The organism is Citrobacter sp. wls706 (genome assembly GCF_005281305.1).
In the GTDB taxonomy this organism is placed as follows: domain Bacteria; phylum Pseudomonadota; class Gammaproteobacteria; order Enterobacterales; family Enterobacteriaceae; genus Citrobacter; species Citrobacter werkmanii.
Genome location: NZ_SZXG01000037.1, coordinates 439,524 through 465,188, shown reverse-complemented (window position 1 = coordinate 465,188; position 25,665 = coordinate 439,524). Strand labels below are relative to the sequence as shown.

The window sequence follows — 25,665 nt, the reverse complement described above, 5'->3', positions numbered from 1 at the left end:
ACTCCTTAATGCAGTCCAAAAACATTCAGCATGGTGGAAAGCTTGGCTCCCGTTTCACGCCATTCCGCAACCGGAGAAGACGCAGGCACAATTCCGGCGCCAGCAAAGAAACGAACCTGATTACGCAGCAGCTTCGCGCAGCGGATCGTCACCACCCATTCGCCGTTGCCTTCGGCATCACACCAGCCGACAATGCCGCCGAACAGTTCGCGATCGAACGGCTCCAGCTCGGCGATCAGCTTGCGCGCAACCTGATGCGGGAAACCGCTCAGCGCAGGCGTCGGATGCAACAGGCACGCCAACGTCAGCGCGTTTTCCTCTGCGTTGGCTTTACCTTCAAACGGCGTACCGAGATGCCAGAGCGTCGGCGTAGTAACCAGTTGCGGAGAGGAAGGCAGTTGCAGTTCACTGCTGCGATCGCGCAATACCGTTTTCATCGCCTGCGTCACCAGATCGTGCTCATGGCGGTCCTTCTCAGATGCCAGCAGGCGGATCCCTGCTTCGCGATCCAGCACATCATCAGGCTGACGACGCGCCGAACCGGCCAGCGGCAGAGAACTGAAACGATCGCCCTCTTTGCGTAACAGCAGTTCCGGGCTGGCGCCAATCAATACGCCACCGTCTTCAATAGGGACATGGAAGTTGTAACTCGCCGGATTTTGCGCCACCAGGCGTTCAAGTAACGCCCCACTGTCAATATTGGCATCGGTGGTGATATCGATCAGGCGTGACAACACCACTTTGTCGACTTCCGGGGTTGCCGTCAGCGCCGCCGCCCGGGCAACCATCTCTTCAAAAAAGTCCTGTTCCGGAATCGATTTACGCTCAACCACGTTTAATGACTGATGCCGGTTAAAGTAACGTGATGATTGCTGCTTTGCCGTGCGAGAGAAGCTCTGCCACGATTGGGGAATAAACAGCGATGATGGCTGGCGGGTATCGAAAGGAATCGCCCCTACCATGATGGGGTTCGCGATGCCCTGCGATTTGGCATCAGCAAACAGTGCGTGCATTTTGTGTTGGAAAGGGCTGTCTGGCGAATCGCCATCAATTGCCGGTTCCGCATAGCGGGTGAAGCATCCTGACGTCGTAAAACTACGATACGGCGACATAAAGAAAAAACTGTCGGGAGCGAGCGTCGGCATAGTCTGCGTTTTTTCCTCGGCCAGTGACATATCCATATCATCCTCCAAAAATGATAAAGGCTCTAATAATGATTATCATTTATATTTTCGGTCGCTAACCTAAAAGCAAAGCGGCTGTATGTCAACTCTTGTGGCAGCACAATGTGCGACTTTGGCTTGCATCCTTGCTCGCTAACAATGAAAATGAGAAGCATTAACTATACTGATAACAGGAAGCTGATTCGTGAGTCTCCCCTCTTTTTGTCGCACCGTGCTTTTACTGACTGGTGTGTTTATTTCAGGAGTTTCTTTAGGTCACGCCGCCGACTGGCCGCGTCAGATCACCGACAGCCGTGGCACGCATACGCTGGAGCATAAGCCGCAGCGCATTGTCTCCACCAGCGTAACCCTCACCGGCTCGCTGCTGGCGATTGATGCCCCTGTCATCGCCAGCGGCGCCACCACGCCGAACAACCGCATTGGCGATGCGCAGGGCTTTTTACGTCAATGGAGCGACGTGGCCAGGGAACGCAAACTCAGCCGTCTGTACATCGGCGAACCGAGCGCTGAGGCCGTAGCGGCACAAATGCCGGATCTGATTCTAATCAGCGCTACCGGCGGCGACTCCGCCCTCGCGCTATACGATCAGCTTTCCACCATCGCACCCACACTTATCATCAACTACGACGACAAAAGCTGGCAGTCGCTGCTGACGCAACTGGGTGAAATTACCGGTCAGGAACAACAGGCAGCGGCACGTATTGCCGAATTTGATAAGCAACTGCAAGCGGTTAAGCAACGTATCACCCTGCCACCACAGCCGGTCAGCGCGCTGGTGTATACCGCCGCGGCGCACAGTGCCAATCTTTGGACGCCTGAGTCGGCGCAGGGCAAGCTGATGGAACAGTTAGGTTTCACGCTGGCCCCGTTGCCTGCTGGTTTGCACACCAGCCAGAGTCAGGGCAAACGCCACGATATCATCCAGCTTGGCGGTGAAAATCTGGCGGCAGGCCTGAACGGCGAAGCGCTGTTCCTGTTTGCTGGCGACAGCAAAGATGCCGACGCCATTTATGCCAATCCGCTTCTGGCGCATCTGCCAGCCGTGCAAAATAAACGTGTTTACGCCCTGGGCACGGAAACCTTCCGTCTCGACTACTACAGCGCGACGCAGCTGTTGCAACGTCTGTCGGCTCTCTTTTAAAAGCCAGCGCCGGATGCGGCTAACGCCCTATCCGGCCTGCAAACCGTAAAGCATAACGCCATCAGGCATTCACTGGCATTTGCCGGAATCGACGTAGTTCCCCCAGCAACAGCAGCAGTAGCAGACCAACAATCACCAGCCCAAATCCACTCACGCTTGCCGAGGCGACGGGCGTCATCATCGCCCCCAAACCGCCTAACAGCGCCGCGCCAATCGCATCCCCGGTGACGTTCTGCGCCGTCCACAAACCGTTAATTCGCCCGAGCATCGCTTCTGGCGTTTGCGTCTGTAACAGGGTGTACTGCAACAAAGAACTAACCGCACTTAACCAACCGAACAGCGCCAGGCAGACTACCCCAAGCTCCCAGACCGGCATCAAGCCAAACAGGCCGATAGCCAGGAACGAAGCCACGGTAGAACCCAGCATGATCAGTCCCGGACGAACGCTGTGCGCTAGCTGTCCGCTGGTCAATGCCCCCACCGCCGCGCCAAGAGGAATAGCCGCATACAGCAAACCTATTTGCGCGCTCGACATCTGCCAGTTAATCGCCAGCGCCGGATACAGCACGCGCACGGCGCTCGCCATGGTCAACAAGCCCCCGAGCAACGCAATGCCGCCAATCAGCGGACTGGCGAGCAAAAAGCGAAATGCTGCCAGCAGCGATTTCAGCGGATGCTCGCGCGGCTGCGGCGGTGGAGGTAACGCGGGAAGGCTCAATAGAGGCAGTAAGGTTATGAACGTGCCTGCCGCCGCCAGCCCGTAGTTCCAGGCCACGCCGCCGGTCGCCAGCAGCACTCCGCCAAGCATCGGCGAAATGACCGAACCCAAACGCACCGTCAGCATGGTAATCGCCCCGGCCTGCATCAGGTTTTCCCGCCCGACCAACGCCGGCGTTGCTGCCAGCAAAGCTGTCACGCCCAGCGAGGCAAAGAAACCGTCCCATAAACCAAGCAGATAAATCGCCAGTAACGACGGTTCGGGCAGCAGCGCATTCAGACACAAACCAATAAAGCCGATGCCACAGGTTCCACGCGCCAACAGGATCACTTTTTTACGCTCATAGCGGTCGGCCAGTACGCCGCCAACCATCAGGCCAATAAACATCGCGCTGCCGGTCAACGTCACCGACAAACCGACTTGCCAGGTCGATTGGGTCATCATCTGGATCTGTACCGGAACCGCCACACCGAGCAGCCCCAAAGAGACAATGGAAATAAAACGAGCGAGGAAGACGGCGCGAAATGCAGGGTGGGTCTTTAACAGGCTGAGATTAAGCAGCCAGGATTGTCGATTCATTACAGAGCCTTACCAGGTACTTTTTCAATATCCATTCGATGGCTGCACATGCTAACATATCCAAATAAGATCGATAACGATAATTACTATCATTATCAGGGAAGTTGATATGTCATGCTCTGTTTCCGCGACACGCGCCTTCGCCGTGCCCGGACTATTGTTATTACTTGTTCTCACCACGGTATTAAGTCTGGTTATTGGCGCAAAATCGCTACCTGCCTCCGTGGTGCTGGACGCACTCTCCGGCAGTTGCCAAAGCGCGGATTGCACCATCGTGCTGGACGCGCGACTGCCACGCACGCTGGCAGGACTGCTCGCCGGCGGCGCGTTGGGTCTGGCGGGCGCATTAATGCAAACGCTCACGCGTAACCCGCTCGCCGATCCGGGGATCCTTGGCGTTAACTCTGGCGCCAGCTTCGCCATCGTGCTGGGCGCGTCGCTGTTCGGTTTCTCTTCGCCACAGGAACAATTGCTGATGGCTTTTGCCGGGGCGCTGGCCGCCTCGCTGATTGTGGCGTTTACCGGTAGCCAGGGCGGTGGGCAACTCAGCCCGGTACGACTGACGCTGGCGGGCGTTGCGCTGGGTGCAGTGCTCGAGGGGCTATCCACCGGCATCGCCCTACTCAACCCGGACGTCTACGATCAGTTGCGTTTCTGGCAGGCCGGTTCCCTGGATATCCGCAGCCTGCAGACGCTGAAGGTAGTACTGTTGCCGGTACTGATTGCCGCGGCTGTCGCATTGTTCCTCAGCCGTGCCCTGAATAGCCTGAGTCTCGGCAGTGACACCGCAACCGCGCTTGGCAGTAAAGTCGCTCGTACGCAGTTTATCGGCCTGCTGGCGATCACTGTCCTGTGCGGCAGCGCGACCGCGATTGTTGGTCCTATCGCCTTTATCGGCCTGATGATGCCGCATATGGCGCGCTGGCTGGTAGGCGCCGATCACCGCTGGTCATTGCCCGTCACTCTGCTGGCAACCCCCTCTCTACTGTTAATTGCCGATATTATCGGTCGTGTGATTGTCCCCGGTGAGCTGCGTGTTTCGGTGGTCAGCGCGTTTATCGGCGCGCCGGTGCTTATCTTTTTGGTACGCCGTAAATCGCGCGGGGGTGGCGCATGATGCATCGCTCACGTCGCCTGATCATCAGCAGCATGCTGCTGGTTGTAGGTTGTCTCGTCGTTGGATTGTGGAGCCTGCGTAGCGGGGTCGTTACGCTGGAAACTCAGCAAATTATTGCCGCTCTGTTCGGCGATGCGCCGCGCAGTATTACGCTGGTGGTAACCGAATGGCGTTTGCCACGCGTGCTCATGGCGCTATTGATTGGCGCGGCACTGGGCGTGAGCGGCGCAATATTTCAGTCGCTGATGCGCAACCCGTTGGGCAGCCCGGATGTGATGGGTTTCAATACCGGTGCCTGGAGCGGTGTACTGGTGGCAATGGTGCTGTTCGGCCAGCATCTCACCGCTATCGCACTGGCGGCTATGCTGGGTGGGATCCTGACTTCACTGGTAGTCTGGGCGCTCGCCTGGCGTAATGGTATCGACACCTTCCGGCTAATTATTATTGGTATTGGCATACGCGCTATGCTGGTGGCGTTCAACACCTGGCTGCTACTGAAAGCATCATTAGAAACCGCGTTAACAGCCGGACTGTGGAACGCCGGATCGCTCAATGGCCTGACCTGGGCCAAGACCTGGCCTTCTGCCCCGCTGATTATTGTGATGCTGGTGTGCGCCACACTGCTGGTGCGCCGGATGCGTTTACTGGAAATGGGTGATGACAGCGCCTGTGCGCTTGGCGTCAGCGTTGAGCGTTCGCGTCTGATGATGATGCTGGTCGCCGTGGTACTGACCGCCGCCGCCACCGCGCTGGCAGGTCCAATTTCCTTTATTGCTCTCGTCGCCCCGCATATTGCGCGTCGACTTAGCGGCACATCCCGCTGGGGATTAACCCTGTCAGCGCTGTGCGGCGCATTGCTGCTGCTGATGGCGGATTTATGCGCCCAACAGCTGTTTATGCCTTATCAGCTTCCGGTGGGCGTTGTCACCGTAAGCCTCGGCGGTGTTTATCTTATCGTCTTGTTAATTCAGGAGTCCCGCAAAAAATGATCGAATCAGTTGCCCGTTTGCGCGGCGACCAGTTAACACTGGGTTATGGCAAGTTTACCGTAGCGGAAAACCTCAATGTGTCGATTCCCGACGGTCACTTTACTGCGATCATTGGGCCAAACGGCTGCGGGAAATCAACGCTACTACGTACACTGAGTCGTCTGATGGCACCCGCACACGGCAAGGTTTGGCTCGACGGTGAGCATATTCAGCACTATGCCAGCAAAGAGGTCGCTCGCAGAATAGGTTTGCTGGCGCAAAACGCCACCACGCCGGGCGATATTACCGTACAGGAGCTGGTTGCTCGCGGGCGTTACCCACATCAGCCGCTGTTTACCCGCTGGCGGCAAGAAGATGAAATCGCGGTAAACACAGCGATGCAGGCCACAGGGATCACGCATCTGGCGGCGCAAAGTGTAGATACTCTTTCCGGCGGGCAACGTCAGCGCGCATGGATTGCAATGGTACTGGCGCAGGAAACATCGATTATGTTGCTCGATGAACCCACCACCTGGCTGGATATCAGCCATCAGATTGATCTGCTGGAGCTGCTCAGTGAACTCAACCGGGAGAAGGGTTACACGCTGGCTGCCGTTCTGCACGACCTCAATCAGGCCTGTCGCTACGCCACGCATCTGATTGCGCTTCGTGACGGAAAAATTATTGCCGAGGGGGCACCGAAGGAGATTGTTACTGCGGAGCTTATCGAAAAAATCTATGGATTACGCTGTATGATTATCGACGATCCAGTTGCCGGCACGCCGTTAGTGGTGCCACTAGGGCGCAACAAATAGCGAGATTTAACGTATGGCGACTGCCCGCCGCCATACGCCAATTAATCACACCAGTTGCTGATCAATAAACGTCATTTTTTGCTTACGCGACACCATGGCGTAGTTCAGCAGAACGCCACCACAGGCCACCATACCACCCAGTAACGCCGCCAGAATAACGATCATCGATTTAGCCGGACCATCTTTATGCACTGGCAGCGAAGGTGAAAGCTGATATTTAAACGGCGTAAATTTTACGTCACTCACATTCATCGCTAACAGTTGATCAACGTGATATTGGCGGTTACGTAATTCTCCGTTAATCTCCGCAACATCTGTTACTGATTTTTCTATTTCTAATTTACGCGAGATACCGTCAGCGCCCAGTGAAATAGAGAAATCAGGGTCATCTTTCACCGCCTGGCCATTACTGTAGACCGGCTTTTTAATCCCGGCGGCATTCGCAATTTCCAGGGAGTAGTTGAGTCGCTGGATATTTGCTTCCATCTGGTTTTTGAGCCTGACGCGATCCATCGCCAATTTTTCTTTCTCATAACTGGTTTTGATGAACAGTTTATTGCGAATATCTTCCAACGTTTCTTTCACTACAATATCAGAAATATATCGGATATATCCCTGTAGCACAGACTGGGCTTCTTCGGCCTGAGGGGCGGTAAAGCTCAGGGTCCACGCGGTATACAGCGAGGTCTCATTCTTCTTACCGACATTGGCGTCAACCGCGGTCATTTTTTCACTGAGCCTGACGATTGCGCGGTGCAGGTCCATTTCGTCAATATCAGCGCCTTTCAATTGATCCATCACATAGGGTGAAGAACGCAGATAATCTTCTAACAATGAGGGTGACTGGAATTTTTTGATAAACAGGTTAAACACATCCCCACGGCTAACGCCAATATCCATATCCAGTACGCGCAATTTGGTCAACGTATTCTCGAGGTTCTGCCACTGAACCGGTTCTGCTGGGGTCACGATGGCCTGACTGGTCCATTTTTGCGGCAGCAGGAAAGAGACCAGGATACCCACGCAGGCAAAGGCGAAAACGGTAGCCACAATTTTCGTCCTGGCGCGCCATAAGATTTCGATCAGGTTAACCAAATCTATTTCGTTGGCGTTTACCGCAGGCTGAGGATAGGCAGTAAATTCCGAAACGTTGTCTTGCTTAATATTTAATGATGACATGTTGCGTGACCTGAAAACTTTCCCATAAGAAAAACACTCCCGTGGGAGAAGTCTACCAGCTAGTCAGAATTATCCGAAACTTTCTTTACGCATCAGCCCCTACCAAAAATTATATTCGGAATTTATTCACTCTCCTTGCCAACCCATCACACAGTAAAGTAACAACCCCACAACATGACGCTGCATTATGGGGTTGTTCGATCGCCGCAATAGCAAAAGTGACTTTGTTACACAGATTGATTAATCAGCGCATTAATTACAGGCCCTATCGTCTCAAAGGCGGTGGTAGAAATGATGTCGACATGCGCGCAGTCCTGACGATAAACATCCAGACTGGATATCCATGGTGACCAGCTACGTTCAGGGCTAACGTCCTGCGGTAATGTGCGTTCAGCAACAAACAACGTAGCGTGGCCCGCAAAAGGTACGCTGTGGGCTGTGGTTAACAGGCGAACCGCATCGGTATAATTACCTTCGATAGCGTTGAATAACGCGTCAGACGCATTGCCCTGCTGTGCGGCCAGAAACGCTTCACGTTCACGCTCGATCTCCGCCAGTACGGCAGGATCCAAGCCATTAGCCTCTTTTTCCTGCCAATTTTGCGTTTCCGGCGGCCAGGTATCCAGCAGCCCCAGAAAGGCAACTTTCTCACCCCGAGCGAGTAAACGCGCGGCAATCCCCTGCGCCAAAGTGCCTCCCAGTGAATAACCTAATAAATAGTATGGGCCGTGAGGCTGCTGGTTAAGCAGCGTTGCCAGATGATGGTCACATACCGCATCGAGGTTTTCCGCCGTTTGCATGGGTCCATCCGGTCGCGGTGACTGAATGCCTATAATCGACCACTGTGGACTGAGGTAACGCGACAGCACGCTAAACTGCCAGGCAAAACCCGACGCCGGATGGAAGCAAAACAGCGTTGGGCCGTGACTTTCACGCAGCGGCAGCAGCGTCTCAAATCCCAGACGCTGCGACTGTTCATCATCCTGACTCTCCAGCAATGCGCTGAGTTGTTCAACAGTAGAAGCCACCATAATCTGACCAGGCGTCACCTGACGCTCAAAAACCCGGCTCAACTGCGCTGCCAGCTTCATCGCCAGCAACGAATGACCACCAAGCGCAAAGAAGTCCGCCTCCACATCATTGACCTCACAATCCAGCAAGGCTGCAAAAGAGCGCGCAATGGTGGTTTCGATCCCTGGGCGCGGCGCACGTCCCGTTGTACGCGACGTTAGCTGAGGCATCGGTAGCGCTTTACGATCCAATTTACCGTTCGCGCTGAGCGGCAGCTCCGCCAGTTGCAACAATACCGTCGGCACCATATGCGCTGGCAGTTTTTCGCGCAGACTCTCCCGCAATCCAGATGTGTCCAGCGGTAAACCCGATTGCGACACCACATACCCCACCAGTTGACGCGCATCGCCGCCGGTCGCCGCTGCCTGATTAAATACGCAGGCATGGGCAACAGCATGCTCGACATCGGGCAGTTGCTGCATCACCCGATCAATTTCCCCCAGTTCAATACGCTGTCCGCGAATTTTAAGCTGGTCATCGCTGCGCCCGAGATATTCCACCGCGCCATTTTCCAGCCAGCGGGCCACATCCCCGGTACGGTACATGCGTTCACCGGCATTAAACGGATCGGCGATAAAGCGGCTTGCCGTCAGATCCGCTCGTCCCAGATAGCCCTGCGCCAGTTGGATCCCCGTCAGGTATAGATCGCCCGCTACGCCGAAGGGCACCGGACGCATCATGGCATCAAGGATCCGCAAACCGGTGTTCCATACCGGATAACCAATCGGCACGCTGTTGCCGGTTACGGCGGCGAGCGCTTCCCCCCAGGCCGGATACCAGCTCACATCGACCGCCGCTTCGGTTGGCCCGTATAAATTGTGCAATGGCGCATGGGTCAACTGTTCCCACTCACGACATAAATCTGCAGGCAAGGCTTCGCCACTGCAGAATACCCGCTTCAGCGAGGCACAACTTTCCTGCGCAGTTTCCGGCGTCAATGACGCAATAAAAGCAGCCAGCATGGAAGGGACAAAGTGAGTGGTCGTCACCCCGTATTGGGCGAAGAATTGCTGCATCGCCAGCGGGTCGCGGTGTGCCTCAGGTTCCGCCATCACCAATTTTGCGCCGGCAATAAACGGCCAGAAAAATTCCCACACCGAGACATCAAAACTGCACGGCGTTTTTTGCGCCACCACATCCTCTGCCGTCAGCGGATAGTGATTTTGCATCCACAGCAAACGGTTAACGATGGCCGTTTGCCCGACCATCACCCCTTTTGGTCTGCCGGTAGAACCGGAAGTAAAAATAATATAGGCCGTATGATTAGGTTGAGAGAGGGCCAACGGCGCGGTATCACCCACAGGAAGCGGCGCGTTGTAGCACAGACTTTCCAGTCCTGGGATATCGCCAAAGCGCGCCAGTTGTTCATCGGTTGCGATCAACAATTTCGGCTTCGCGTCTTCGAGCATCATCCGCAGGCGATCGTCCGGGTATCCGGTATCCAATGGTAGCCAGGCGGCGCCGGCTTCAACAATACCGTGCAGCGCCAGCGTCAGGAACACGGAACGCGGTAATGCTACCGCAACGCTGTCACCTGGCTGTACGCCACGCGCACGCAGTAGCTGCGCCAGCGCCACAACCTGCTGGCGCATTTCGCGATAGCTTAACTGATAGCGAGCATCGGCCAGCGCCAGGGCATCCGGCGTTTTATCGGCCTGCTGTGCCACCAGCGCGCTCAGCGTAGTGGACGGGATCTCCACCGTCGTGTCGTTAATCTTCGCCAGCCGTTCATACTCCGCTGGCAACAGCATCCCGGCCTCACTACAGCGTAGCGCCGGATTGTCGGCAAACTGTTCGATAAGCGCGGTTAAACGCGATGCGTGTTGCGCCAGCGTCGCGGCATCGTAACGCTGTTTATTGGCGAGGATTTCAATACTTAGCCCACCGTTTTCATCCGGGAATAGCGCCAGCTCAAGATCGTTGACCGGGCCTGTCGCCAGGGTATGGGTCTGCGCCTGAACGCCCGGAATATTCAGCTGATAATCGAATATTTTCACGTTCAGCACCGGGCCGAACAGCGGCTCGGCAGCGGCTGCACGCCCGCTATCGCGCACAATTTGTTCAGCGTCATAACGCTGATGTCGCCGCATTTTCTTCAACTGCCCTGCCAACCGCTGTGCCAGCGCAGGCAAGTTTTCTGCCGCATCCAACCTCACACCAAAGGGCAAAACGTTTAAAACCGGTCCGGTGGACGTGAGCGCCGCCGATCCCATACGCCGCATAAAAATAAACCCGGCGGCATAATCCATTCGGCTGCATAAACGCCCCAGCCACAACGCCACCAGCGCCAGGGCAAGATCTGCTCGCTGAACGTCAGGCATCCGTGCCGCAAGCTGACGGAACGCTCCTTCTGGCGCGGTTAGCTTCAGACGAATAATATCGGCACTGGCCGAACGACCCGGCAACGGTTTGTCCGACAACGAGGCCGGGGGCGGTAGTTGCTTGCGTTGCTCGGTCCAGTAAGCACCATCACGTTGCCAGGCATCGCTTTGACGATACTGTTGGTACTCTTCCACGACCTCGGCGAATGGCGTAAAAGGCGAGTCTGGCGTGGATTGTCCACACTGCCATGCGCGGTAAATGGCGGCTATCTGGCGGGTAATGGCCGGGAAACTGAAGCCATCAACCAGCAGATGATGATAACGCTGATACCAGTACCATCGTTTATCTCCCACCTGAATGAGCTGATGGAAAACCAACGGTTTACCGCCATCAGCGCGTAAGTCCTGTTGCAGATCAGCCTGCATCAATGCGCGGGCTGCTTCATGTGGGTTGGCATTTTCACGTAGATCGAGAATTTCAGGTTGCGCAAAAGTGAGCGTAGGATCGACCCATTGCCAGACCTCGCCGTTATCTTCGCTAAACCGCATCCGCAGGGTATCAGCCTGATCCAGACCGGCAACGATTGCCTTTGCCAGCAACGGCGCGTTCAGTTCACCGGTTAATTCTACATAGTGCGCAACGCTCCATGCCGAGGGCAAGGTGGAGAGTTTTTCCGCCATCCAGATCCCCGGCTGAGCCGCGACTAACGGTAAACGCTGAGTCATGGAGCCTCCTGCACATCAACGTAGTTTGCTGGCGTCAGGGTGGTCCAGTTTGCGTCCAGCCATTGCTGGCAGGCTTCCGGCGATTGCGGTTCGCACGCGACTTGCCAGCCAGCAGGAAGGGAGCACTGCTGCGGCCAGAGGCTAAACTGACGCTGTGGGTTTTGCAGAATGTAAAACTGGCCCTGCGGATTATCGAAGGGGTTACTGAATTCCATACTCAACTCCTGTCGTGGAACATCGTCCGGTTAAATCGTCTCGGAAAGCGGCTGCCAGAGCGTCATTAGCCCTTGCATCAGGCCGCCGCGCCAGCAAAGCGCATCGTGTCCGCCATCAACCTGACGCCAGAAAATAGATTGTGGTGCAGAGGGTAATTGGGCATATAGCGCCTGATTGGCACGAAAAATTATCGGCTCGCGGATCCCGGCCTCCAGAACGATACGCAGTCCCTGCACGCTGACCTGGCCGCTCTTCAGTTGCTCAACAATCGCCCCATCCTGATGACCGCCGCGATGCGGCCACCAGTAAGAACCGGACTGGCTAAGCACACAGCCGAAGCGCGCGGGCCAGTTCAGTCCCGCATACAGCGCAGACAACCCGCCAAAACTTTGTCCGGCGACCACCGTGCGCTGCGGATCGTCACTGAACGCAGTGGTCGTCTTTACCAGCGGCAATAGCTCCTGCTGTACCGCCAACCAAAAATCGGCGTTACACGGCAGTTCGCGACTACGATGAGATGTGTCGATCGCGTCAATCAGAAGATATACGGCGGGTGGGAGTTCTCCGCGGTGCGTGAGCGCAGCCAGTGCAGGCCAGACCGGCATACTTTGTGCCCAAAACTGACCGTCCAGCAGGATAGCCAGCGGACGCGCTTCTGGTCGGGCGTCGCCGGTGGTAAATACCCATACGCGACGCGTATTCCCAAGCCTGGTGCTGTGCCATTGCAGGCAAACTGCGGGGCAATCGGGATCTTCAGGCTGATCCCATCCAGGCTGTACGGGAGCGTCTGGCATTTCCAGCGCAGACACCGCATGGCCACGACCTCCCCGCCAGCTCTGAGGATTAAGAGGATCGGCAATCGCCTGCGGTAACAATTGTCGCCAGCCTTCACGCAACACAGTTCGGTCAGGCGCTTCACCCGCCGTCAGCGCGGAAAAAATATCGTCCCGAGCGGTGGGAATGAAACAGTAGCTACCGCGCCAGTGGGCGCTGAGGGAAACACTCCAGCACCAAACATTCGTACCGCTAATACGTTGCATCGACTGAGGGGGGACATTTTGATGGTGGTCGGTGACGCCGGTGATATAGACCCACACACGACGAATGGCTGACTCTTTTTCCGTTCCCTGCGGGTCACGCCACCAGAAGGTTACCCGATAATTTCCGTTCTCTTCACGCTCCCACTCCGGGCCTTTTTTCGACTGCCACCACGCTTCGCTTCCCGTCTTTAACGTCGTCACCGCCATAACCCCATGTTTATTGTGAATTTTTATGATTCAGCGTGAAATATATTGATAATATTATTGATAACTATTTGCATTTGCAATAGCGTATTGTCGCGCTGTGGGAAGCGCGCACAGTTTTTCACCACTTATAAACCGACCTGGCGCTGCGTACTTTTTCTGGAATGGAGGGTTTACGCGGATGCGGGCGACATCAGACCAAATGCCGCACCACGGCACATGGGTTCTCGTGGCTAAAAGAACAGCAGGACATACAATGAACAACAAGATTCATTCACTGGCCTTATTGGTCAATTTAGGGATTTACGGGGTAGCACTGCCAGCAATGGCAGAAGATCAAACTGAAAACGCCGCTGTCTCTCATGAAGACACTATCGTCGTTACCGCCGCTCAGCAGAACCTGCAGGCGCCGGGTGTTTCAACCATCACCGCGGATGAAATCCGTAAAAATCCTCCCGCCCGAGATGTGGCGGAAATCATCCGTACCATGCCTGGCGTTAACCTGACTGGTAACTCAACCAGCGGCCAGCGCGGTAACAACCGTCAGATTGATATTCGTGGTATGGGTCCAGAAAACACCCTGATTCTGATCGACGGTAAACCGGTGACCAGCCGTAACTCCGTGCGTCAGGGCTGGCGCGGCGAGCGTGATACCCGCGGCGATACCGCCTGGGTGCCACCGGAGATGATCGAGCGTATTGAAGTGCTGCGTGGTCCTGCCGCCGCACGTTACGGCAATGGTGCTGCGGGCGGCGTGGTGAATATCATCACCAAAAAAGGCAGCAATGAATGGCACGGTTCGTGGGATACCTATTTCAATGCCCCGGAACACAAAGACGAAGGCTCGACCAAACGTACCAACTTTAGCCTGAACGGCCCATTGGGTGGGGATTTCAGCTTCCGTCTGTACGGTAATCTCGATAAAACTCAGGCCGACGCATGGGACATCAACGACGGTCACCAGTCGGCTCGTACAGGGTCATACGCCGATACGATGCCAGCCGGTCGTGAAGGGGTAAAAAACAAAGATATCAACGGCCAGCTGCGTTGGGATTTTGCTCCGATGCAATCGCTGGAGTTTGAAGCAGGCTACAGCCGCCAGGGCAATCTGTATGCTGGCGACACTCAGAACACCAACAACGATAACAAAACCAATGGGCTGGTAAAAAAATACTACGGTAAAGAAACTAACCGTATGTACCGCCAGAACTATGCGCTGACGTGGAACGGCGGTTGGGACAGCGGCATTACCACCAGCAACTGGGCGCAGTACGAACACACCCGCAACTCTCGCTTAGGTGAAGGTCTGGCAGGAGGTCTTGAAGGATTATTTAACAGTAATCATTTTACTGACACTGACCTGGCGGATGTCACTCTACACAGCGAAATTAGCATTCCATTCGACCTGTTGGTTAATCAGAACCTGACGCTGGGTACCGAGTGGAATCAGCAGCGTATGAAAGACATGAGTTCCAATACCCAGACGTTTATGGGGGGGAACATACCTGGTGCCAGCAGTACAGATCGTAGCCCGTATTCACAAGCTGAAATTTTCTCTCTGTTTGCTGAAAACAACATGGAACTGACCGACAGCACCATGCTGACGCCGGGTCTGCGTTTCGATCACCACAGCATTGTGGGCGATAACTGGAGCCCGTCGCTGAACCTGTCTCAGGGGCTGGGCGACGACTTTACGCTGAAAATGGGCATCGCGCGCGCCTATAAAGCACCTAGCCTGTACCAGACTAACCCGAATTATATTCTGTACAGCAAAGGCCAGGGTTGCTACGCCACCGGTTCTGCCACCGGTATTGGCTGCTATATGATGGGTAACGATGACCTGAAAGCTGAAACCAGCATCAACAAAGAGATTGGTCTGGAGTTCAAACGCGACGGCTGGCTTGCAGGCGTTACCTGGTTCCGTAACGATTACCGCAACAAGATCGAAGCGGGAACCGCACCGCTAAGCAGAACGTCAATTACCCAGAAAAACCCGACTACGGGCAAAGAAACAACAACCTACACCGATATCTATCAGTGGGAAAATGTGCCTAAAGCGGTGGTTGAGGGTCTGGAAGGGACGTTGAACGTGCCGGTTAGCGAAACCGTTACCTGGACCAACAACATCACTTACATGCTGCAAAGTAAGAATAAAGAGACCGGCGAACGCCTGTCGATTATTCCTGAGTACACGCTGAACTCAACGCTGAGCTGGCAGGCACGCGAAGATTTGTCACTGCAATCAACCTTTACCTGGTACGGCAAACAGCAGCCGAAAAAATATGATTACCAGGGCAAACCGGTTACCGGCAGTTCGGCGAGTGAAGTCAGCCCGTACAGCATCGTCGGTCTGAGCGCGACCTGGGATGTGACGAAAAACGTCAGCCTGACCGGCGGCGTGGATAACGTCTTCGACAAACGTCTGTGGCGTGAAGGTAATGCCCAAACCACCAGTGATATCAAAACTGGCGACTATATGGCGGGCGCAGGCGCATACACCTATAACGAACCGGGCCGGACGTGGTTCATGAGCGTGAACACGCACTTCTGATAACGTTTATCCCTCTCCTCGCCTGTGGGGAGAGGGAAATCATCACTAGCATGCACACCACGCACACACCACTCACTTTCGCAGACCACACGCTGCATATTGTCGAGTTTGATCCCGCCAGCTTCCATGAGCAGGAGCTGCTCTGGCTCCCCCACCACGCTCAGCTCCTGTCCAGTGGACGTAAGCGTAACGCTGAACACTTAGCAGGGCGGATCGCTGCAGTATACGCTCTGCGCGAATTTGGCCTCAAAACCGTACCCGGCATCGGCGCACAACGCCAACCGTTATGGCCGCAAAATCTGTTTGGCAGCATCAGCCATAGCGCATCAACTGCGCTGGCGGTGGCGTCGACGCGTCCCGTTGGAGTGGACATCGAAACTATTTTTCCACCACCAACCGCCGTTGAGCTGGCTGACAGCATTGTCGATAACCACGAACGACAGATTATGCATCACGCCAACCTGCCCTTTCCACTCGCCTTAACCCTGGCGTTCAGCGCAAAGGAGAGCCTGTATAAAACGTTTTCGGAACACACTACGGCGTTACCGGGGTTCGCCAGCGCTAAAGTTACCGCCCTCACCCCAACCCAGATAACCTTGCGAATCCAGCCCTTATTTTCGCAAAGCCTCGCCGGGCAGGAAATTAACGTTCGCTGGTTTCAGCGCGATCGCCAGGTCATTACGCTGTGCGACGTTATTTTTTAACAAACTCACCAATCGCCTGATACGTAGCCTGCGCCTCCTGCGGAACTTTATCCTCCAGCATCAAATATGCGTGCGTCATCCCAGGAAAGTGCACATGCTGAACGGATATCCTCTCCGCCTGCAATCTGGCGACAAATGCAAAACCCTCATCCCGTAACGGATCCAGCCCACCACTGAATACCAGGGTAGATGGAAAATTCTGGCTCAGCGGCAGATAAAGCGGAGACGCCTGTTTACGATCTTCTCCATTGCGGAAATATTGCTGAAAATACCAGCGTATTTTGCTTTCATCCAGCAGCTTTCCTGAACCATTCTCCTGTACCGACGGCCAGTTCAGGGTGTAGTCCAGGCTTGGATAAATCAGCACCAGGCGATGAATTAATCCCGGCAGCTCACGGGATAAAGCAGCGGCCAGCGTCGCGCTGAAAGCACCGCCGCCGCTGTCACCAATAAGCGTAAGTTGGCGAGTATAAGGAATATGCTGACTTTCGAGCAGCGACCAGACGTTTTCTATCGCGGCTTTAGCATCGCAAAGACCCGCCGGATAAGGATTTTCTGGCGCACGTCGATAATCAACCGCAACAACGGTATTTTTTGTCGCCATCGCCAGATGTCGGGCGATAGGGTCGTACACCTCCACCGAACCACTCAGATGTCCGCCGCCATGGATAAACACCACCACCTTCGGCTCTGTGGTAAGTGTCGGGCGATAAATCCGTACCGGAATGCGACGCTCCCCGGTATCTACTTCAGTATTGATAATCGCCGCCATCGGCTCCAGGGCGGATACATTCGCTTTTGTCAGCGCCGCTAATCCTGCTCGAGAGCTGAGCGTGTCGTAGACGGGATTGGGATTATGGGGTTGCGCGGCGAGAAAATCAGCCAGCGGCGCGGGCGGTGTTTGCGCCACCGGACCGTGTTCCTGTTGCCAGCATTGTTGATAACCTTGCTGTTGCGTCTGCACTGTCTCAGCGTTGACGACCTCACAGGAAAAGCACTCTGCCATCGACCTGCGTTGCCGCCCATGTTCATCAAAGTTGTCGGCAGCCAGCCAGCGCTGCAATGCGGCATCGCGCTGCGGCCATTCGCTATCAATTATTGATAACCAGTCGCTGTCGCGGTTGCGCCCCTTACGCACAATCTTCTGGCGAAAACGCCCTTCAAAGATAAATCCAAGACGCTCTGCCGCCCGTCGCGACGCCGTATTCAACGAATCGCATTTCCACTCCACACGACGGTACCCTAACGCAAACGCCTGACGCAGCAGCAGCCAGACGCTTTCGGTGCCGAGTACCGTATTTTTCATGCGCGGCGACCAGGTCACATGACCAATTTCGACCGAGCCATGCTCCCGCTCGATCGCCATAAAACACACCAGGCCAACGGCACGCCCGGAACGCTGTTCAATTACCGCATAAGGAACCAGAGAGGCGTCAGTGGATTTTGCCGTGATCCAGCAAGCCGCGGCTTCAACGCTCGTTGGGCGAGAGCTTGCAAGCCAGGTCCAGTCGCGATCGTCGGGTGCCTGCGCATAGGCATCAAACAGGTCGGCGGCATGGCTGTCAGCATCCAGAGGAACCAAACGGCAGTACTGCCCAACAAGCTCTTCCCGTGGCAGCACGGCGGCACCTTTCCAGTCCGGAACAACATCGCCGACTGTCTGTCCATACAGATTTATTTCCGGCACGACTCAACCCCTGTTGCGAAGCAAAAAATAGTTATAGCACCTGCCATTTCGCCTTCAAAGCGTCATGCGATGATTTCTTACGCCGAACAGAAAACCAGCAGCCCTTCTATACTTAATCAAAATCAACGCTGAAGAGAACCCTATGTCACTACCCGATTTTCATGTTTCCGACCCTTTTACGTTAGGCATTGAACTGGAAATGCAGGTGGTTAATCCCCCAGGTTACGACCTGAGCCAGGATTCTTCCCGGCTGATTGACGCCATTAAGCCGCAGCTTACCGCCGGGGAAGTGAAGCACGACATCACCGAAAGTATGCTGGAGATGGCAACCGGAGTTTGTCGCAATATCGACCAGGCTGATGCTGAATTGTCGGCCATGCAGCAGGTAATCATGCGGGTTGCGGCAGAGCATCACCTCGCCATCTGCGGCGGTGGTACGCACCCATTTCAAAAATGGCAACGTCAGGAAGTCTGCGATGACGAACGCTATCGACGTAATCTGGAAAATTTTGGTTATCTTATTCAGCAGGCGACCGTTTTCGGTCAACACGTCCATGTTGGCTGCGCCAACGGTGATGATGCCATTTACCTCCTGCACGGGCTGTCGCGATTTGTTCCTCATTTTATTGCGCTCTCTGCCGCCTCACCTTATATGCAAACATCCGACACGCAATTTGCCTGCTCGCGCCTGAATATATTCTCCGGATTTCCCGATAACGGTCCGATGCCATGGGTGAATAACTGGCCGGAATTTACGGGACTATTTCGTCGCCTGGCTTACACCAGCATGATTGATAGCATTAAAGATTTGCACTGGGATATCCGCCCCAGCCCGCACTTCGGTACGGTTGAGGTTCGGGTAATGGACACTCCGTTGACCCTTAAACACGCGGTCAATATGGCGGGACTGATTCAGTCCACCGCCCACTGGTTACTCACCAAACGTCCATTCAAACACCAGGAGCAGGATTATTTACTGTATAAATTCAACCGTTTTCAGGCCTGCCGTTTTGGTATGGCGGGAATCGTCACCGACGTGAATACGGGCGATGGACATCGCCTGGCGGATGACACGCTACGGCTGCTGGAGAATGTCGCCGCCTCTGCGGACAAAGTGGGTGCGACCAGCGCGATTGAAGCCTTACGCCTACAGGTTAAAAATGGTCATGATGAAGCACAGAATATGCGGGATTTCGTGGCGGAAGGCGGATCGTTGAGTGGTCTGGTGAAAAAACACTGTGAGATTTGGGCAGGGCTTTAGGCGTGGGATTTGCGTTGCCCGCAGAGATCCCGGACAATGGTATTTTAACTCAACTTTAACAATATCATGAAACACCCGCTTGAATCGTTGATGACCGCCGCAGGGATCCTGCTGCTGGCTTTTCTGTCCTGCCTGCTCTTGCCAGCCCCTTCACTGGGCCTGGTGCTGGCGCAAAAACTGGTCGCCACCTTTCATCTGATGGATCTCAACCAGTTTTACACTTTGCTGTTTTGCCTGTGGTTTTTACTACTGGGGATGATTGAGTATTTTGTGCTGCGCTACATTTGGCGGCGCTGGTTCTCGCTGGCGGATTAAGCCCGCGAGAACCCGGTGCCGTTAATGCGTTCGGCTATGATTTTCTTTGCGATAAGCGCCAGGCGGTTGACTAAACGTACGGGTAAAAATACGCGTAAAGGTCTGCTGCGAATCAAATCCGTACTTCAAACAGATGTCGTACACTTTCTGATCGGTATCGCGTAGATCGCGCGCCGCCAGCAGCAGTTTACGCTCGCGGATGTAACGCCCCAGGCTCTCGCCTTTGTACTGCATAAAAAGACGCTGTAGGTGCCATTTTGAATAACCCGCATGGCGGGCAACATCATCAATGCGCAATGGTTGATTCAAATTATCATCAATCCATTCAACAATCGTATCAATTACCTGAGCAGAAATCGTCATCATGCTCTCCCCTGTGTTCATTGATTCGCCTGCTGCCACCAGGCCGCAAATGTTTGGTCCGGTTCGGACAGTATGACCGGTTCACCCAGCATCGGCGTCAGCAGTCGGTAATCTTGTTGGCGGCTTGCAAGCGCCAGTCGTTTGTACGGATCATCCCAGGTATGTTTCGCCAGAACAAAACGACCTGCGTGCCCAGGCAAAACGGCTTTCGCATGCAGATCCGCCGCGGCCTGAGCCGTCTCTTCCGGCATCATGTGAATAAACTTCCAGTCCAGGTCATACTGACCGTTCTCCATAATCGCCAAATCAACCGAGCCAAACTGCTCGCCAATGGCTTTAAAATGCGGTCCATAGCCGGAATCACCGCTGTAATAAATGTTCTGTTCCGGCGTTTCAAACATAAAGCTGGCCCATAGCGTCTGATTACGCTTAATGCCTCGTCCCGAAAAATGGCGGGCTGGCAGAACATGCACAATCAGTGAGTCCGTCACTCTGACGGACTGATTCCAGTCACGTTCGTCGATTATTTCGCTGCGCATTCCCCAATAACGCAGATGCGACCCCACCCCCAGCGGCGTAATCACCCGCTTAATCTTTGGCATTAACGCCTTGATGGTGGCGAGATCCAGATGGTCATAGTGATCGTGCGAGATGATAAGCAGATCGATCTCCGGCATTGTCTGTGCGGTCCACGGATAATCCCCGGCAAAGGCTTTATTTAGAAATGAAAACGGCGCGGCATAGTTGCTGAACACCGGATCAATCAGGATGCGTTGACCCGCCAGTTGCAAATACCATGAAGAGTGACCCAGCCAGACCAGAGTATCCTGCTGCGGCGGTAACCCGGCGAGATCGCTCGCCACCAACGGTAACGGCTGTGCTGGCCGCGCATTTTCACGCTTAGCGACCAGAAACTCCCACCAGGCCGCCAGCATACCTTTGTTACCGGTATAGCCCGGTGTCGGCAGCTGGTTATGAAACTGTCCATCACGATAGTGTGGCGACTGTTCAACCTGACTCAGTTGTGCCCCTTGCGGCGCCTGGCCAAATCCGGCATTGAGTACAAACGGTAAACTTGTAGCAGCGGCAATAAGCATAATAACAACCACACAAACTGTGAGACGCTTCATATCCTGACCTTAAACGCGCCTCCTTTCCGCTGGTTTGCGCGACTGACCCTTGATTATGAGTGAGTAAGCACTCATTATAGAAATCGAAAGTTCGCCGTCAAGATGATTTTCAATCTTTGACATTCGCCGTTGCGGTGCTGCAAAGGCCGTGATTCAATCATGTTTTTTACAGACTTAAGGGTAAAGTGTAGTGGCTCGTCCGAAGAGTGAAGACAAAAAATTGGCATTACTGGAAGCTGCAACCACAGCATTTGCACAATCAGGTATTGCGGCCTCTACCGCCGTAATCGCGCGCAATGCAGGGGTTGCGGAGGGAACGTTGTTTCGCTATTTCGCGACCAAAGATGATTTGATCAACGAACTTTACCTCTTTTTAAAACACGATCTCTGCCAGTCAATGATGGCAAATCTGGATCGCTCAGTGACCGATGCCAAAACCATGACTCACTACATCTGGAATAGCTACATTAGCTGGGGTCTGAATCATACCTGCGGACATCGCACCATTCGCCAGTTGGCCGTCAGCGAGAAAATCAGTAAAGAAACAGAACAGAAGGCTGACGATATGTTCCCGGAACTGCGCGATCTTTGCCATCGCTCCGTGCGACCTGAATTTATGTCGGACGAGTATCGCGCCTTTGGCGACGGGCTTTTTTTAACACTTGCAGAAACAACCATGGAATTCGCTGCCCGCAATCCTGCCCGCGCAACTGAATACATTTCGCTGGGGTTTGAAGCCATGTGGCGCGCCCTGACTCGCGAGGAAAAATAATGGACGGAAAGACACTGCATGCCTGCGCAAAGCGCCTTGCGCTAGAACTGCCTTTCACCGAGCACTGCTGGCCTTTTGGCCCGGAATACGACGTGTTCAAGGTCGGCGGTAAGATTTTCATGCTGGTGTTTGAACATCACGGACGCCCGCTGGTTAACCTGAAATCCGATCCGCAAAAATCATTGTTAAATCAACAGATCTACCCCAGCATTGAACCCGGTTATCACATGAATAAAAAGCACTGGATCTCAGTCTATCCAGGCGACGACATTACCGAGTCATTGCTGACGGACCTGGTGAATGACTCATGGCACCAGGTAGTGGATGGCCTACCCAAACGAGAGCAAAAGCACCTGCGCCCTGTCTGATTTATCGTTAACGTCGATAAGTGTTTTTGCATTTTTCTGTCTTATCTTTTTTCTGCTAACCCTGTACCCTGCTGGAACAAAACGCACCCGCAGGGTAGGAAAATCACCAGGAGTAGTTATGGATATTGTTTCTGTCGCCTTAAAACGTTACTCCACTAAGGCATTCGATCCGAATAAAAAACTGACCGCTGAGCAGGCCGAAAAATTAAAAACGCTGCTGCAGTTTAGTCCGTCCAGCACCAACTCTCAGCCGTGGCACTTTATCGTTGCCAGCACTGACGAAGGTAAAGCGCGGGTGGCGAAATCCGCAGCCGGTGGCTTTGTATTCAACGAGCGTAAAATGCTGGATGCATCCCACGTTGTGGTGTTCTGCGCCAAAACGTCGATGGACGATGCGTGGCTGGAGCGCGTTGTCGATCAAGAAGAGTGCGATGGGCGTTTCGCTACCCCGGAAGCCAAAGCCGCTAACCATAAAGGCCGTACTTTCTTTGCCGACCTGCACCGCAAAGATCTCAAAGATGACAACCACTGGATGGCGAAACAGGTGTACCTGAACGTCGGTAACTTCCTGCTGGGCGTTGCGGCGTTGGGCCTGGACGCGGTGCCAATCGAAGGCTTTGATGCCGCCGTTCTCGACGCAGAGTTTGGCCTGAAAGAAAAAGGTTTCACTAACGTGGTCGTGGTCCCGGTAGGTCATCACAGCGTGGAAGATTTCAACGCCGCGCTGCCGAAATCTCGTCTGCCGTTGGAAACTACGCTGACGGAAGTCTGATTTTTTCCGTCACGCCCGATGAGTATCACTGCCATCGGGCGTATCACTACTGATTCAGCCACGCCAGAGCCTGCTCCCCCGCTTCATCCATCGGTAAATAAACCAGCAGCCGCGAACCGTTACGCGGGGCGGAATACCAGTACATTTGCTGCAAGCTAAAACGCCCTAACTGCGGATGAACAAAGTTTTTGACCTGATTTTCCACACCGCGAACGTCATAACGCTGATGCCATAATGCTTCAAACTCAGACGATGCGGCAAAAAAGCGCGCCAGTTTATTTTCCCAAACAGGATCGCTGCGATGTTCCGCCATTGCCGCACGGAAATAAGAAACAAACGTCGGTAATACATCGCAGTTTGCTATACGGCTACGCCAGGTTTCATTGGTGAGATAGAGGTAAATACAGTTGCGGTCTTCGCTCGGGAGCGTGGAAAAATCAACGCCCATCAACCGGCAAAAACTCTCATTCCAGGCCACGATGTCAAAACTGGGTTTCTGAATACTGGCGGGCTGCGGCATCAGACTGTCGAGCATTTTTCGGGTGCCTGGTGTGATCCCTTCACACACCATCACCGGCGTGGATTCCGGTGGCGTCAATCCGGCCAGCACAAACAGGTGGCGGGTTTCCAGCGGACTGCATTGCAGCGCATTCGCCACATTCAGCAAGACCGCTTGCGACGGATTGACCTCTCGCCCCTGCTCCAGCCAGGTGTACCAGGTGACGCCCACGTTAGCCAGCATCGCGACCTCTTCGCGGCGCAGACCGGGCGTTCTTCGCCGCCCAATACGCGGCAGACCCAGACGCTGCGGATCGAGGCTTTCCCGTCGCGCACGTAAAAACGCGCCAAGCTGCTTGCGGCTATCATCGGGGAGGATAACCGCGGATTCCTGTTGCGCTATTACCGCCATGGACTCTCCAGCATAGTAGTAACAATACCAGTATAATCAGGAACTGGTACCCGTTTAATTTTTCAGTGATGCTACGTCCATCTGCAAAATGATGCAATGGAGTTACTATGAGTACATCAACTGTTTCACCCGGCCGCATAGGGTTGCTCCTGTTATTGACAGGCCAAATGCTCCCGCTCATTGATACATCAATTACCAATGTCGCTCTGGATTCCATTACCCAGTCGCTCCAGGCCACTACCACGCAGCTTGAACTTATTGTCGCTTTGTACGGGGTGACTTTCGCCGTTTGTCTGGCGCTAGGCAGCAAACTTGGTGATAACTATGGTCGCCGCCGCCTGTTTATGGCGGGCGTCGTACTGTTTGGCATCGCCTCCCTTTTTTGCGGGATGGCGAATTCCATTCACATGTTGCTGAGTGCTCGCGTTCTACAAGGTGCGGGTGCGGCGCTGATCGTGCCACAGATCCTTGCCACCCTGCACGTCACGCTGAAAGGTCCTGCACATGCGCGGGCCATCAGTTTGTATGGAGGAATTGGCGGCATCGCGTTTATTGTCGGCCAGATGGGCGGAGGCTGGCTGGTTTCGGCAGATATTGCAGGGCTGGGCTGGCGCAACGCCTTTTTTATTAATGTCCCGATCTGTCTGTTAGTTCTGATGTTCAGCCAACGCTATGTCCCGGAAACCACGCGAGAAACCCGAACCCGCATCGACTGGCTGGGCACCAGCAGTCTGGCTGCGATTCTCTGCTGCTTGTTGTTTCCCATGGCATTAGGCCCGGAAACCGGCTGGCCGTGGCAGACTCAGCTTGCTCTGGTCGCCATCCTGCCTTTGGGATGGTGGATGCGCAGCAATGCGTTACGACAAGAACAGACCGGGCAACATCCTCTCTTACCGCCACGCCTGTTAAAACTCAGCAGCATCCGGTTCGGCGTGCTGATCGCATTACTGTTTTTTAGCGCCTGGTCAGGATTTATGTTCTGTATGGCGCTGACGCTACAGGCCGGTCTGGGGATGGCGCCCTGGGAATCCGGCAATAGCTTTATTGCGCTTGGCGCAGCCTATTTTATTTCCGCCTGTTACGCACCGCGACTCATTGCCCGCTATAGCACGGGACGTATTTTGCTCACCGGGCTGGTTATTCAGATCGTTGGCTTGATAGGGTTAATGTTGACCTTCTGGTATTCCGGTATGCATACCACGGCCATTACGCTCGTTCCGGCTACGGCGTTTATCGGCTACGGTCAGGCGCTGATTGTGAACAGTTTTTATCGCATCGGTATGCGCGATATCGCCACGCACGATGCGGGCGCCGGAACCACTATTCTGAGTACGTTGCAGCAGGCGACATTAGGACTCGGTCCCGCCGTGTTGGGGGCGCTGTTCCTGCATCTGCAACAACATTACCACGGTGATTACACGCGCTCGGTTATCGGGTTTTTAGCCGTCGAAGCCACAATGATGACCGTACTGTTACTAACTACCTTTTTATTTCGCCGCACGCTGAATATTAATCCGGTGTGCGCCAGCATCGCCGCAAAATCGTAGGCAAGA

The 25,665-nt window shown here is 54.5% G+C and carries 21 protein-coding genes and 2 pseudogenes; 12 read left to right on the top strand and 11 right to left on the bottom strand.

Features of this window, described 5'->3' with window-relative positions; translation table 11 throughout:
- Nucleotides 1–5: 5 nt before the first annotated feature.
- Nucleotides 6–1,181, bottom strand: a complete 1,176-nt coding sequence (gene entC / locus FDW92_RS18720) for an isochorismate synthase EntC (RefSeq protein WP_042309868.1) — start codon at nt 1,179–1,181, stop codon at nt 6–8.
- A gap of 187 nt (nt 1,182–1,368) precedes the next feature.
- Here entC and fepB point away from each other — a divergent pair, with 187 nt between their 5' ends.
- Nucleotides 1,369–2,325 (top strand): Fe2+-enterobactin ABC transporter substrate-binding protein, encoded by a 957-nt coding sequence (gene fepB / locus FDW92_RS18715; protein ID WP_042309871.1) that lies wholly within the window; start codon nt 1,369–1,371, stop codon nt 2,323–2,325.
- Between the two features lie 61 nt (nt 2,326–2,386).
- Here fepB and entS read toward each other — a convergent pair whose 3' ends face one another.
- Nucleotides 2,387–3,622 (bottom strand): enterobactin transporter EntS, encoded by a 1,236-nt coding sequence (entS, locus tag FDW92_RS18710; protein ID WP_042309873.1) that lies wholly within the window; start codon nt 3,620–3,622, stop codon nt 2,387–2,389.
- 109 nt (nt 3,623–3,731) lie between these two features.
- Here entS and fepD point away from each other — a divergent pair, with 109 nt between their 5' ends.
- The 3 genes from fepD to fepC are packed head-to-tail and all read left to right on the top strand — an operon-like array spanning nt 3,732 to nt 6,522.
- On the top strand, nt 3,732–4,739 hold the full coding sequence (fepD, locus tag FDW92_RS18705; RefSeq protein ID WP_042309875.1) for a Fe(3+)-siderophore ABC transporter permease: 1,008 nt from the start codon (nt 3,732–3,734) through the stop codon (nt 4,737–4,739).
- The gene (fepG, locus tag FDW92_RS18700) at nt 4,736–5,728 is read left to right on the top strand and encodes an iron-enterobactin ABC transporter permease (protein WP_042309877.1); all 993 of its coding nucleotides are present in this window, start codon (nt 4,736–4,738) and stop codon (nt 5,726–5,728) included. The genes fepD and fepG overlap by 4 nt, the downstream gene beginning before the upstream one ends.
- Nucleotides 5,725–6,522, top strand: coding sequence for an iron-enterobactin ABC transporter ATP-binding protein (gene fepC, locus FDW92_RS18695; protein ID WP_042309879.1), 798 nt, complete (start codon nt 5,725–5,727; stop codon nt 6,520–6,522). Before fepG ends, fepC begins: the two co-directional genes overlap by 4 nt.
- A gap of 45 nt (nt 6,523–6,567) precedes the next feature.
- Here the strand turns inward: fepC and wzz(fepE) are convergent, their stop codons facing one another.
- The 4 genes from wzz(fepE) to fes all read right to left on the bottom strand — a co-directional run bounded on the left by wzz(fepE) (nt 6,568) and on the right by fes (nt 13,282).
- Entirely contained in the window at nt 6,568–7,701 is a 1,134-nt protein-coding gene (wzz(fepE), locus tag FDW92_RS18690; protein WP_042309880.1) for an LPS O-antigen length regulator Wzz(fepE), read from the bottom strand.
- Between the two features lie 227 nt (nt 7,702–7,928).
- Nucleotides 7,929–11,819 carry an enterobactin non-ribosomal peptide synthetase EntF gene (entF, locus tag FDW92_RS18685; RefSeq protein WP_042309881.1) on the bottom strand — a complete coding sequence of 1,297 codons (3,891 nt, stop codon included), beginning with the start codon at nt 11,817–11,819 and terminating at the stop codon, nt 7,929–7,931.
- Complete coding sequence (locus FDW92_RS18680) at nt 11,816–12,034, bottom strand: MbtH family protein (RefSeq protein ID WP_079225062.1); 219 nt, start codon at nt 12,032–12,034, stop codon at nt 11,816–11,818. Before FDW92_RS18680 ends, entF begins: the two co-directional genes overlap by 4 nt.
- Before the next feature lie 30 nt (nt 12,035–12,064).
- The gene (fes, locus tag FDW92_RS18675; RefSeq protein WP_079225065.1) at nt 12,065–13,282 is read right to left on the bottom strand and encodes an enterochelin esterase; all 1,218 of its coding nucleotides are present in this window, start codon (nt 13,280–13,282) and stop codon (nt 12,065–12,067) included.
- 253 nt (nt 13,283–13,535) lie between these two features.
- Between fes and FDW92_RS18670 the strand changes: the two genes are divergently transcribed.
- Both FDW92_RS18670 and entD read left to right on the top strand, forming a co-directional pair.
- Nucleotides 13,536–15,830, top strand: a complete 2,295-nt coding sequence (locus FDW92_RS18670) for a TonB-dependent siderophore receptor (RefSeq protein WP_042309884.1) — start codon at nt 13,536–13,538, stop codon at nt 15,828–15,830.
- Nucleotides 15,831–15,880: 50 nt separating this feature from the next.
- Entirely contained in the window at nt 15,881–16,534 is a 654-nt protein-coding gene (gene entD, locus FDW92_RS18665; protein ID WP_042309885.1) for an enterobactin synthase subunit EntD, read from the top strand.
- Here the strand turns inward: entD and FDW92_RS23280 are convergent.
- Together FDW92_RS23280 and FDW92_RS23275 are read right to left on the bottom strand one after the other, a co-directional pair.
- A pseudogene (locus tag FDW92_RS23280) lies at nt 16,524–17,237 on the bottom strand (alpha/beta hydrolase); the annotation flags it as partial. The gene entD and the pseudogene FDW92_RS23280 overlap by 11 nt on opposite strands.
- Before the next feature lie 279 nt (nt 17,238–17,516).
- A pseudogene (locus tag FDW92_RS23275) lies at nt 17,517–18,221 on the bottom strand (GNAT family protein); the annotation flags it as partial.
- A 142-nt stretch (nt 18,222–18,363) separates the two neighbouring features.
- On the opposite strand from FDW92_RS23275, the gene FDW92_RS18655 reads away from it, so the two are divergent.
- Both FDW92_RS18655 and FDW92_RS18650 read left to right on the top strand, forming a co-directional pair.
- Nucleotides 18,364–19,482, top strand: coding sequence for a YbdK family carboxylate-amine ligase (locus FDW92_RS18655; RefSeq protein WP_042309886.1), 1,119 nt, complete (start codon nt 18,364–18,366; stop codon nt 19,480–19,482).
- 66 nt (nt 19,483–19,548) lie between these two features.
- On the top strand, nt 19,549–19,797 hold the full coding sequence (locus tag FDW92_RS18650; protein WP_042309887.1) for a DUF1158 domain-containing protein: 249 nt from the start codon (nt 19,549–19,551) through the stop codon (nt 19,795–19,797).
- A 21-nt stretch (nt 19,798–19,818) separates the two neighbouring features.
- Here the strand turns inward: FDW92_RS18650 and FDW92_RS18645 are convergent, their stop codons facing one another.
- The gene (locus FDW92_RS18645; RefSeq protein WP_042310172.1) at nt 19,819–20,160 is read right to left on the bottom strand and encodes a RamA family antibiotic efflux transcriptional regulator; all 342 of its coding nucleotides are present in this window, start codon (nt 20,158–20,160) and stop codon (nt 19,819–19,821) included.
- A gap of 17 nt (nt 20,161–20,177) precedes the next feature.
- Nucleotides 20,178–21,290 (bottom strand): MBL fold metallo-hydrolase, encoded by a 1,113-nt coding sequence (locus FDW92_RS18640; RefSeq protein WP_042309889.1) that lies wholly within the window; start codon nt 21,288–21,290, stop codon nt 20,178–20,180.
- A 190-nt stretch (nt 21,291–21,480) separates the two neighbouring features.
- Here FDW92_RS18640 and FDW92_RS18635 point away from each other — a divergent pair, with 190 nt between their 5' ends.
- From FDW92_RS18635 to nfsB, 3 genes are all read left to right on the top strand, one after another.
- On the top strand, nt 21,481–22,062 hold the full coding sequence (locus FDW92_RS18635) for a TetR/AcrR family transcriptional regulator (protein WP_042309890.1): 582 nt from the start codon (nt 21,481–21,483) through the stop codon (nt 22,060–22,062).
- Nucleotides 22,062–22,430, top strand: a complete 369-nt coding sequence (locus FDW92_RS18630; RefSeq protein ID WP_042309892.1) for an MmcQ/YjbR family DNA-binding protein — start codon at nt 22,062–22,064, stop codon at nt 22,428–22,430. The genes FDW92_RS18635 and FDW92_RS18630 overlap by 1 nt, the downstream gene beginning before the upstream one ends.
- 118 nt (nt 22,431–22,548) lie before the next feature.
- Nucleotides 22,549–23,202 carry an oxygen-insensitive NAD(P)H nitroreductase gene (gene nfsB / locus FDW92_RS18625; RefSeq protein WP_137400677.1) on the top strand — a complete coding sequence of 218 codons (654 nt, stop codon included), beginning with the start codon at nt 22,549–22,551 and terminating at the stop codon, nt 23,200–23,202.
- Between the two features lie 46 nt (nt 23,203–23,248).
- On the opposite strand, the gene FDW92_RS18620 is transcribed toward nfsB, so the two are convergent.
- Complete coding sequence (locus FDW92_RS18620) at nt 23,249–24,112, bottom strand: helix-turn-helix transcriptional regulator (protein ID WP_079225085.1); 864 nt, start codon at nt 24,110–24,112, stop codon at nt 23,249–23,251.
- Between the two features lie 107 nt (nt 24,113–24,219).
- Here FDW92_RS18620 and FDW92_RS18615 point away from each other — a divergent pair, with 107 nt between their 5' ends.
- Nucleotides 24,220–25,659: an MFS transporter gene (locus tag FDW92_RS18615; protein ID WP_042309898.1), complete on the top strand. Its 1,440-nt coding sequence runs from the start codon at nt 24,220–24,222 to the stop codon at nt 25,657–25,659.
- The last annotated feature ends 6 nt before the right edge of the window (nt 25,660–25,665 follow it).

Excerpts from the sequence above, each read along its gene's own strand:
- FDW92_RS18630 (WP_042309892.1), top strand. The coding sequence starts at position 22,062 with ATGGACGGAAAGACACTGCATGCCTGCGCAAAGCGCCTTGCGCTAGAA.
- FDW92_RS18650 (WP_042309887.1), top strand. The coding sequence starts at position 19,549 with ATGAAACACCCGCTTGAATCGTTGATGACCGCCGCAGGGATCCTGCTG.
- FDW92_RS18655 (WP_042309886.1), top strand. The coding sequence starts at position 18,364 with ATGTCACTACCCGATTTTCATGTTTCCGACCCTTTTACGTTAGGCATT.
- entS (WP_042309873.1), bottom strand. The coding sequence starts at position 3,622 with ATGAATCGACAATCCTGGCTGCTTAATCTCAGCCTGTTAAAGACCCAC.
- FDW92_RS18645 (WP_042310172.1), bottom strand. The coding sequence starts at position 20,160 with ATGACGATTTCTGCTCAGGTAATTGATACGATTGTTGAATGGATTGAT.
- FDW92_RS18620 (WP_079225085.1), bottom strand. The coding sequence starts at position 24,112 with ATGGCGGTAATAGCGCAACAGGAATCCGCGGTTATCCTCCCCGATGAT.
- fes (WP_079225065.1), bottom strand. The coding sequence starts at position 13,282 with ATGGCGGTGACGACGTTAAAGACGGGAAGCGAAGCGTGGTGGCAGTCG.
- FDW92_RS18640 (WP_042309889.1), bottom strand. The coding sequence starts at position 21,290 with ATGAAGCGTCTCACAGTTTGTGTGGTTGTTATTATGCTTATTGCCGCT.
- entC (WP_042309868.1), bottom strand. The coding sequence starts at position 1,181 with ATGGATATGTCACTGGCCGAGGAAAAAACGCAGACTATGCCGACGCTC.
- fepD (WP_042309875.1), top strand. The coding sequence starts at position 3,732 with ATGTCATGCTCTGTTTCCGCGACACGCGCCTTCGCCGTGCCCGGACTA.
- FDW92_RS18615 (WP_042309898.1), top strand. The coding sequence starts at position 24,220 with ATGAGTACATCAACTGTTTCACCCGGCCGCATAGGGTTGCTCCTGTTA.
- FDW92_RS18680 (WP_079225062.1), bottom strand. The coding sequence starts at position 12,034 with ATGGAATTCAGTAACCCCTTCGATAATCCGCAGGGCCAGTTTTACATT.
- fepG (WP_042309877.1), top strand. The coding sequence starts at position 4,736 with ATGATGCATCGCTCACGTCGCCTGATCATCAGCAGCATGCTGCTGGTT.
- FDW92_RS18670 (WP_042309884.1), top strand. The coding sequence starts at position 13,536 with ATGAACAACAAGATTCATTCACTGGCCTTATTGGTCAATTTAGGGATT.
- fepC (WP_042309879.1), top strand. The coding sequence starts at position 5,725 with ATGATCGAATCAGTTGCCCGTTTGCGCGGCGACCAGTTAACACTGGGT.
- nfsB (WP_137400677.1), top strand. The coding sequence starts at position 22,549 with ATGGATATTGTTTCTGTCGCCTTAAAACGTTACTCCACTAAGGCATTC.
- entD (WP_042309885.1), top strand. The coding sequence starts at position 15,881 with ATGCACACCACGCACACACCACTCACTTTCGCAGACCACACGCTGCAT.
- entF (WP_042309881.1), bottom strand. The coding sequence starts at position 11,819 with ATGACTCAGCGTTTACCGTTAGTCGCGGCTCAGCCGGGGATCTGGATG.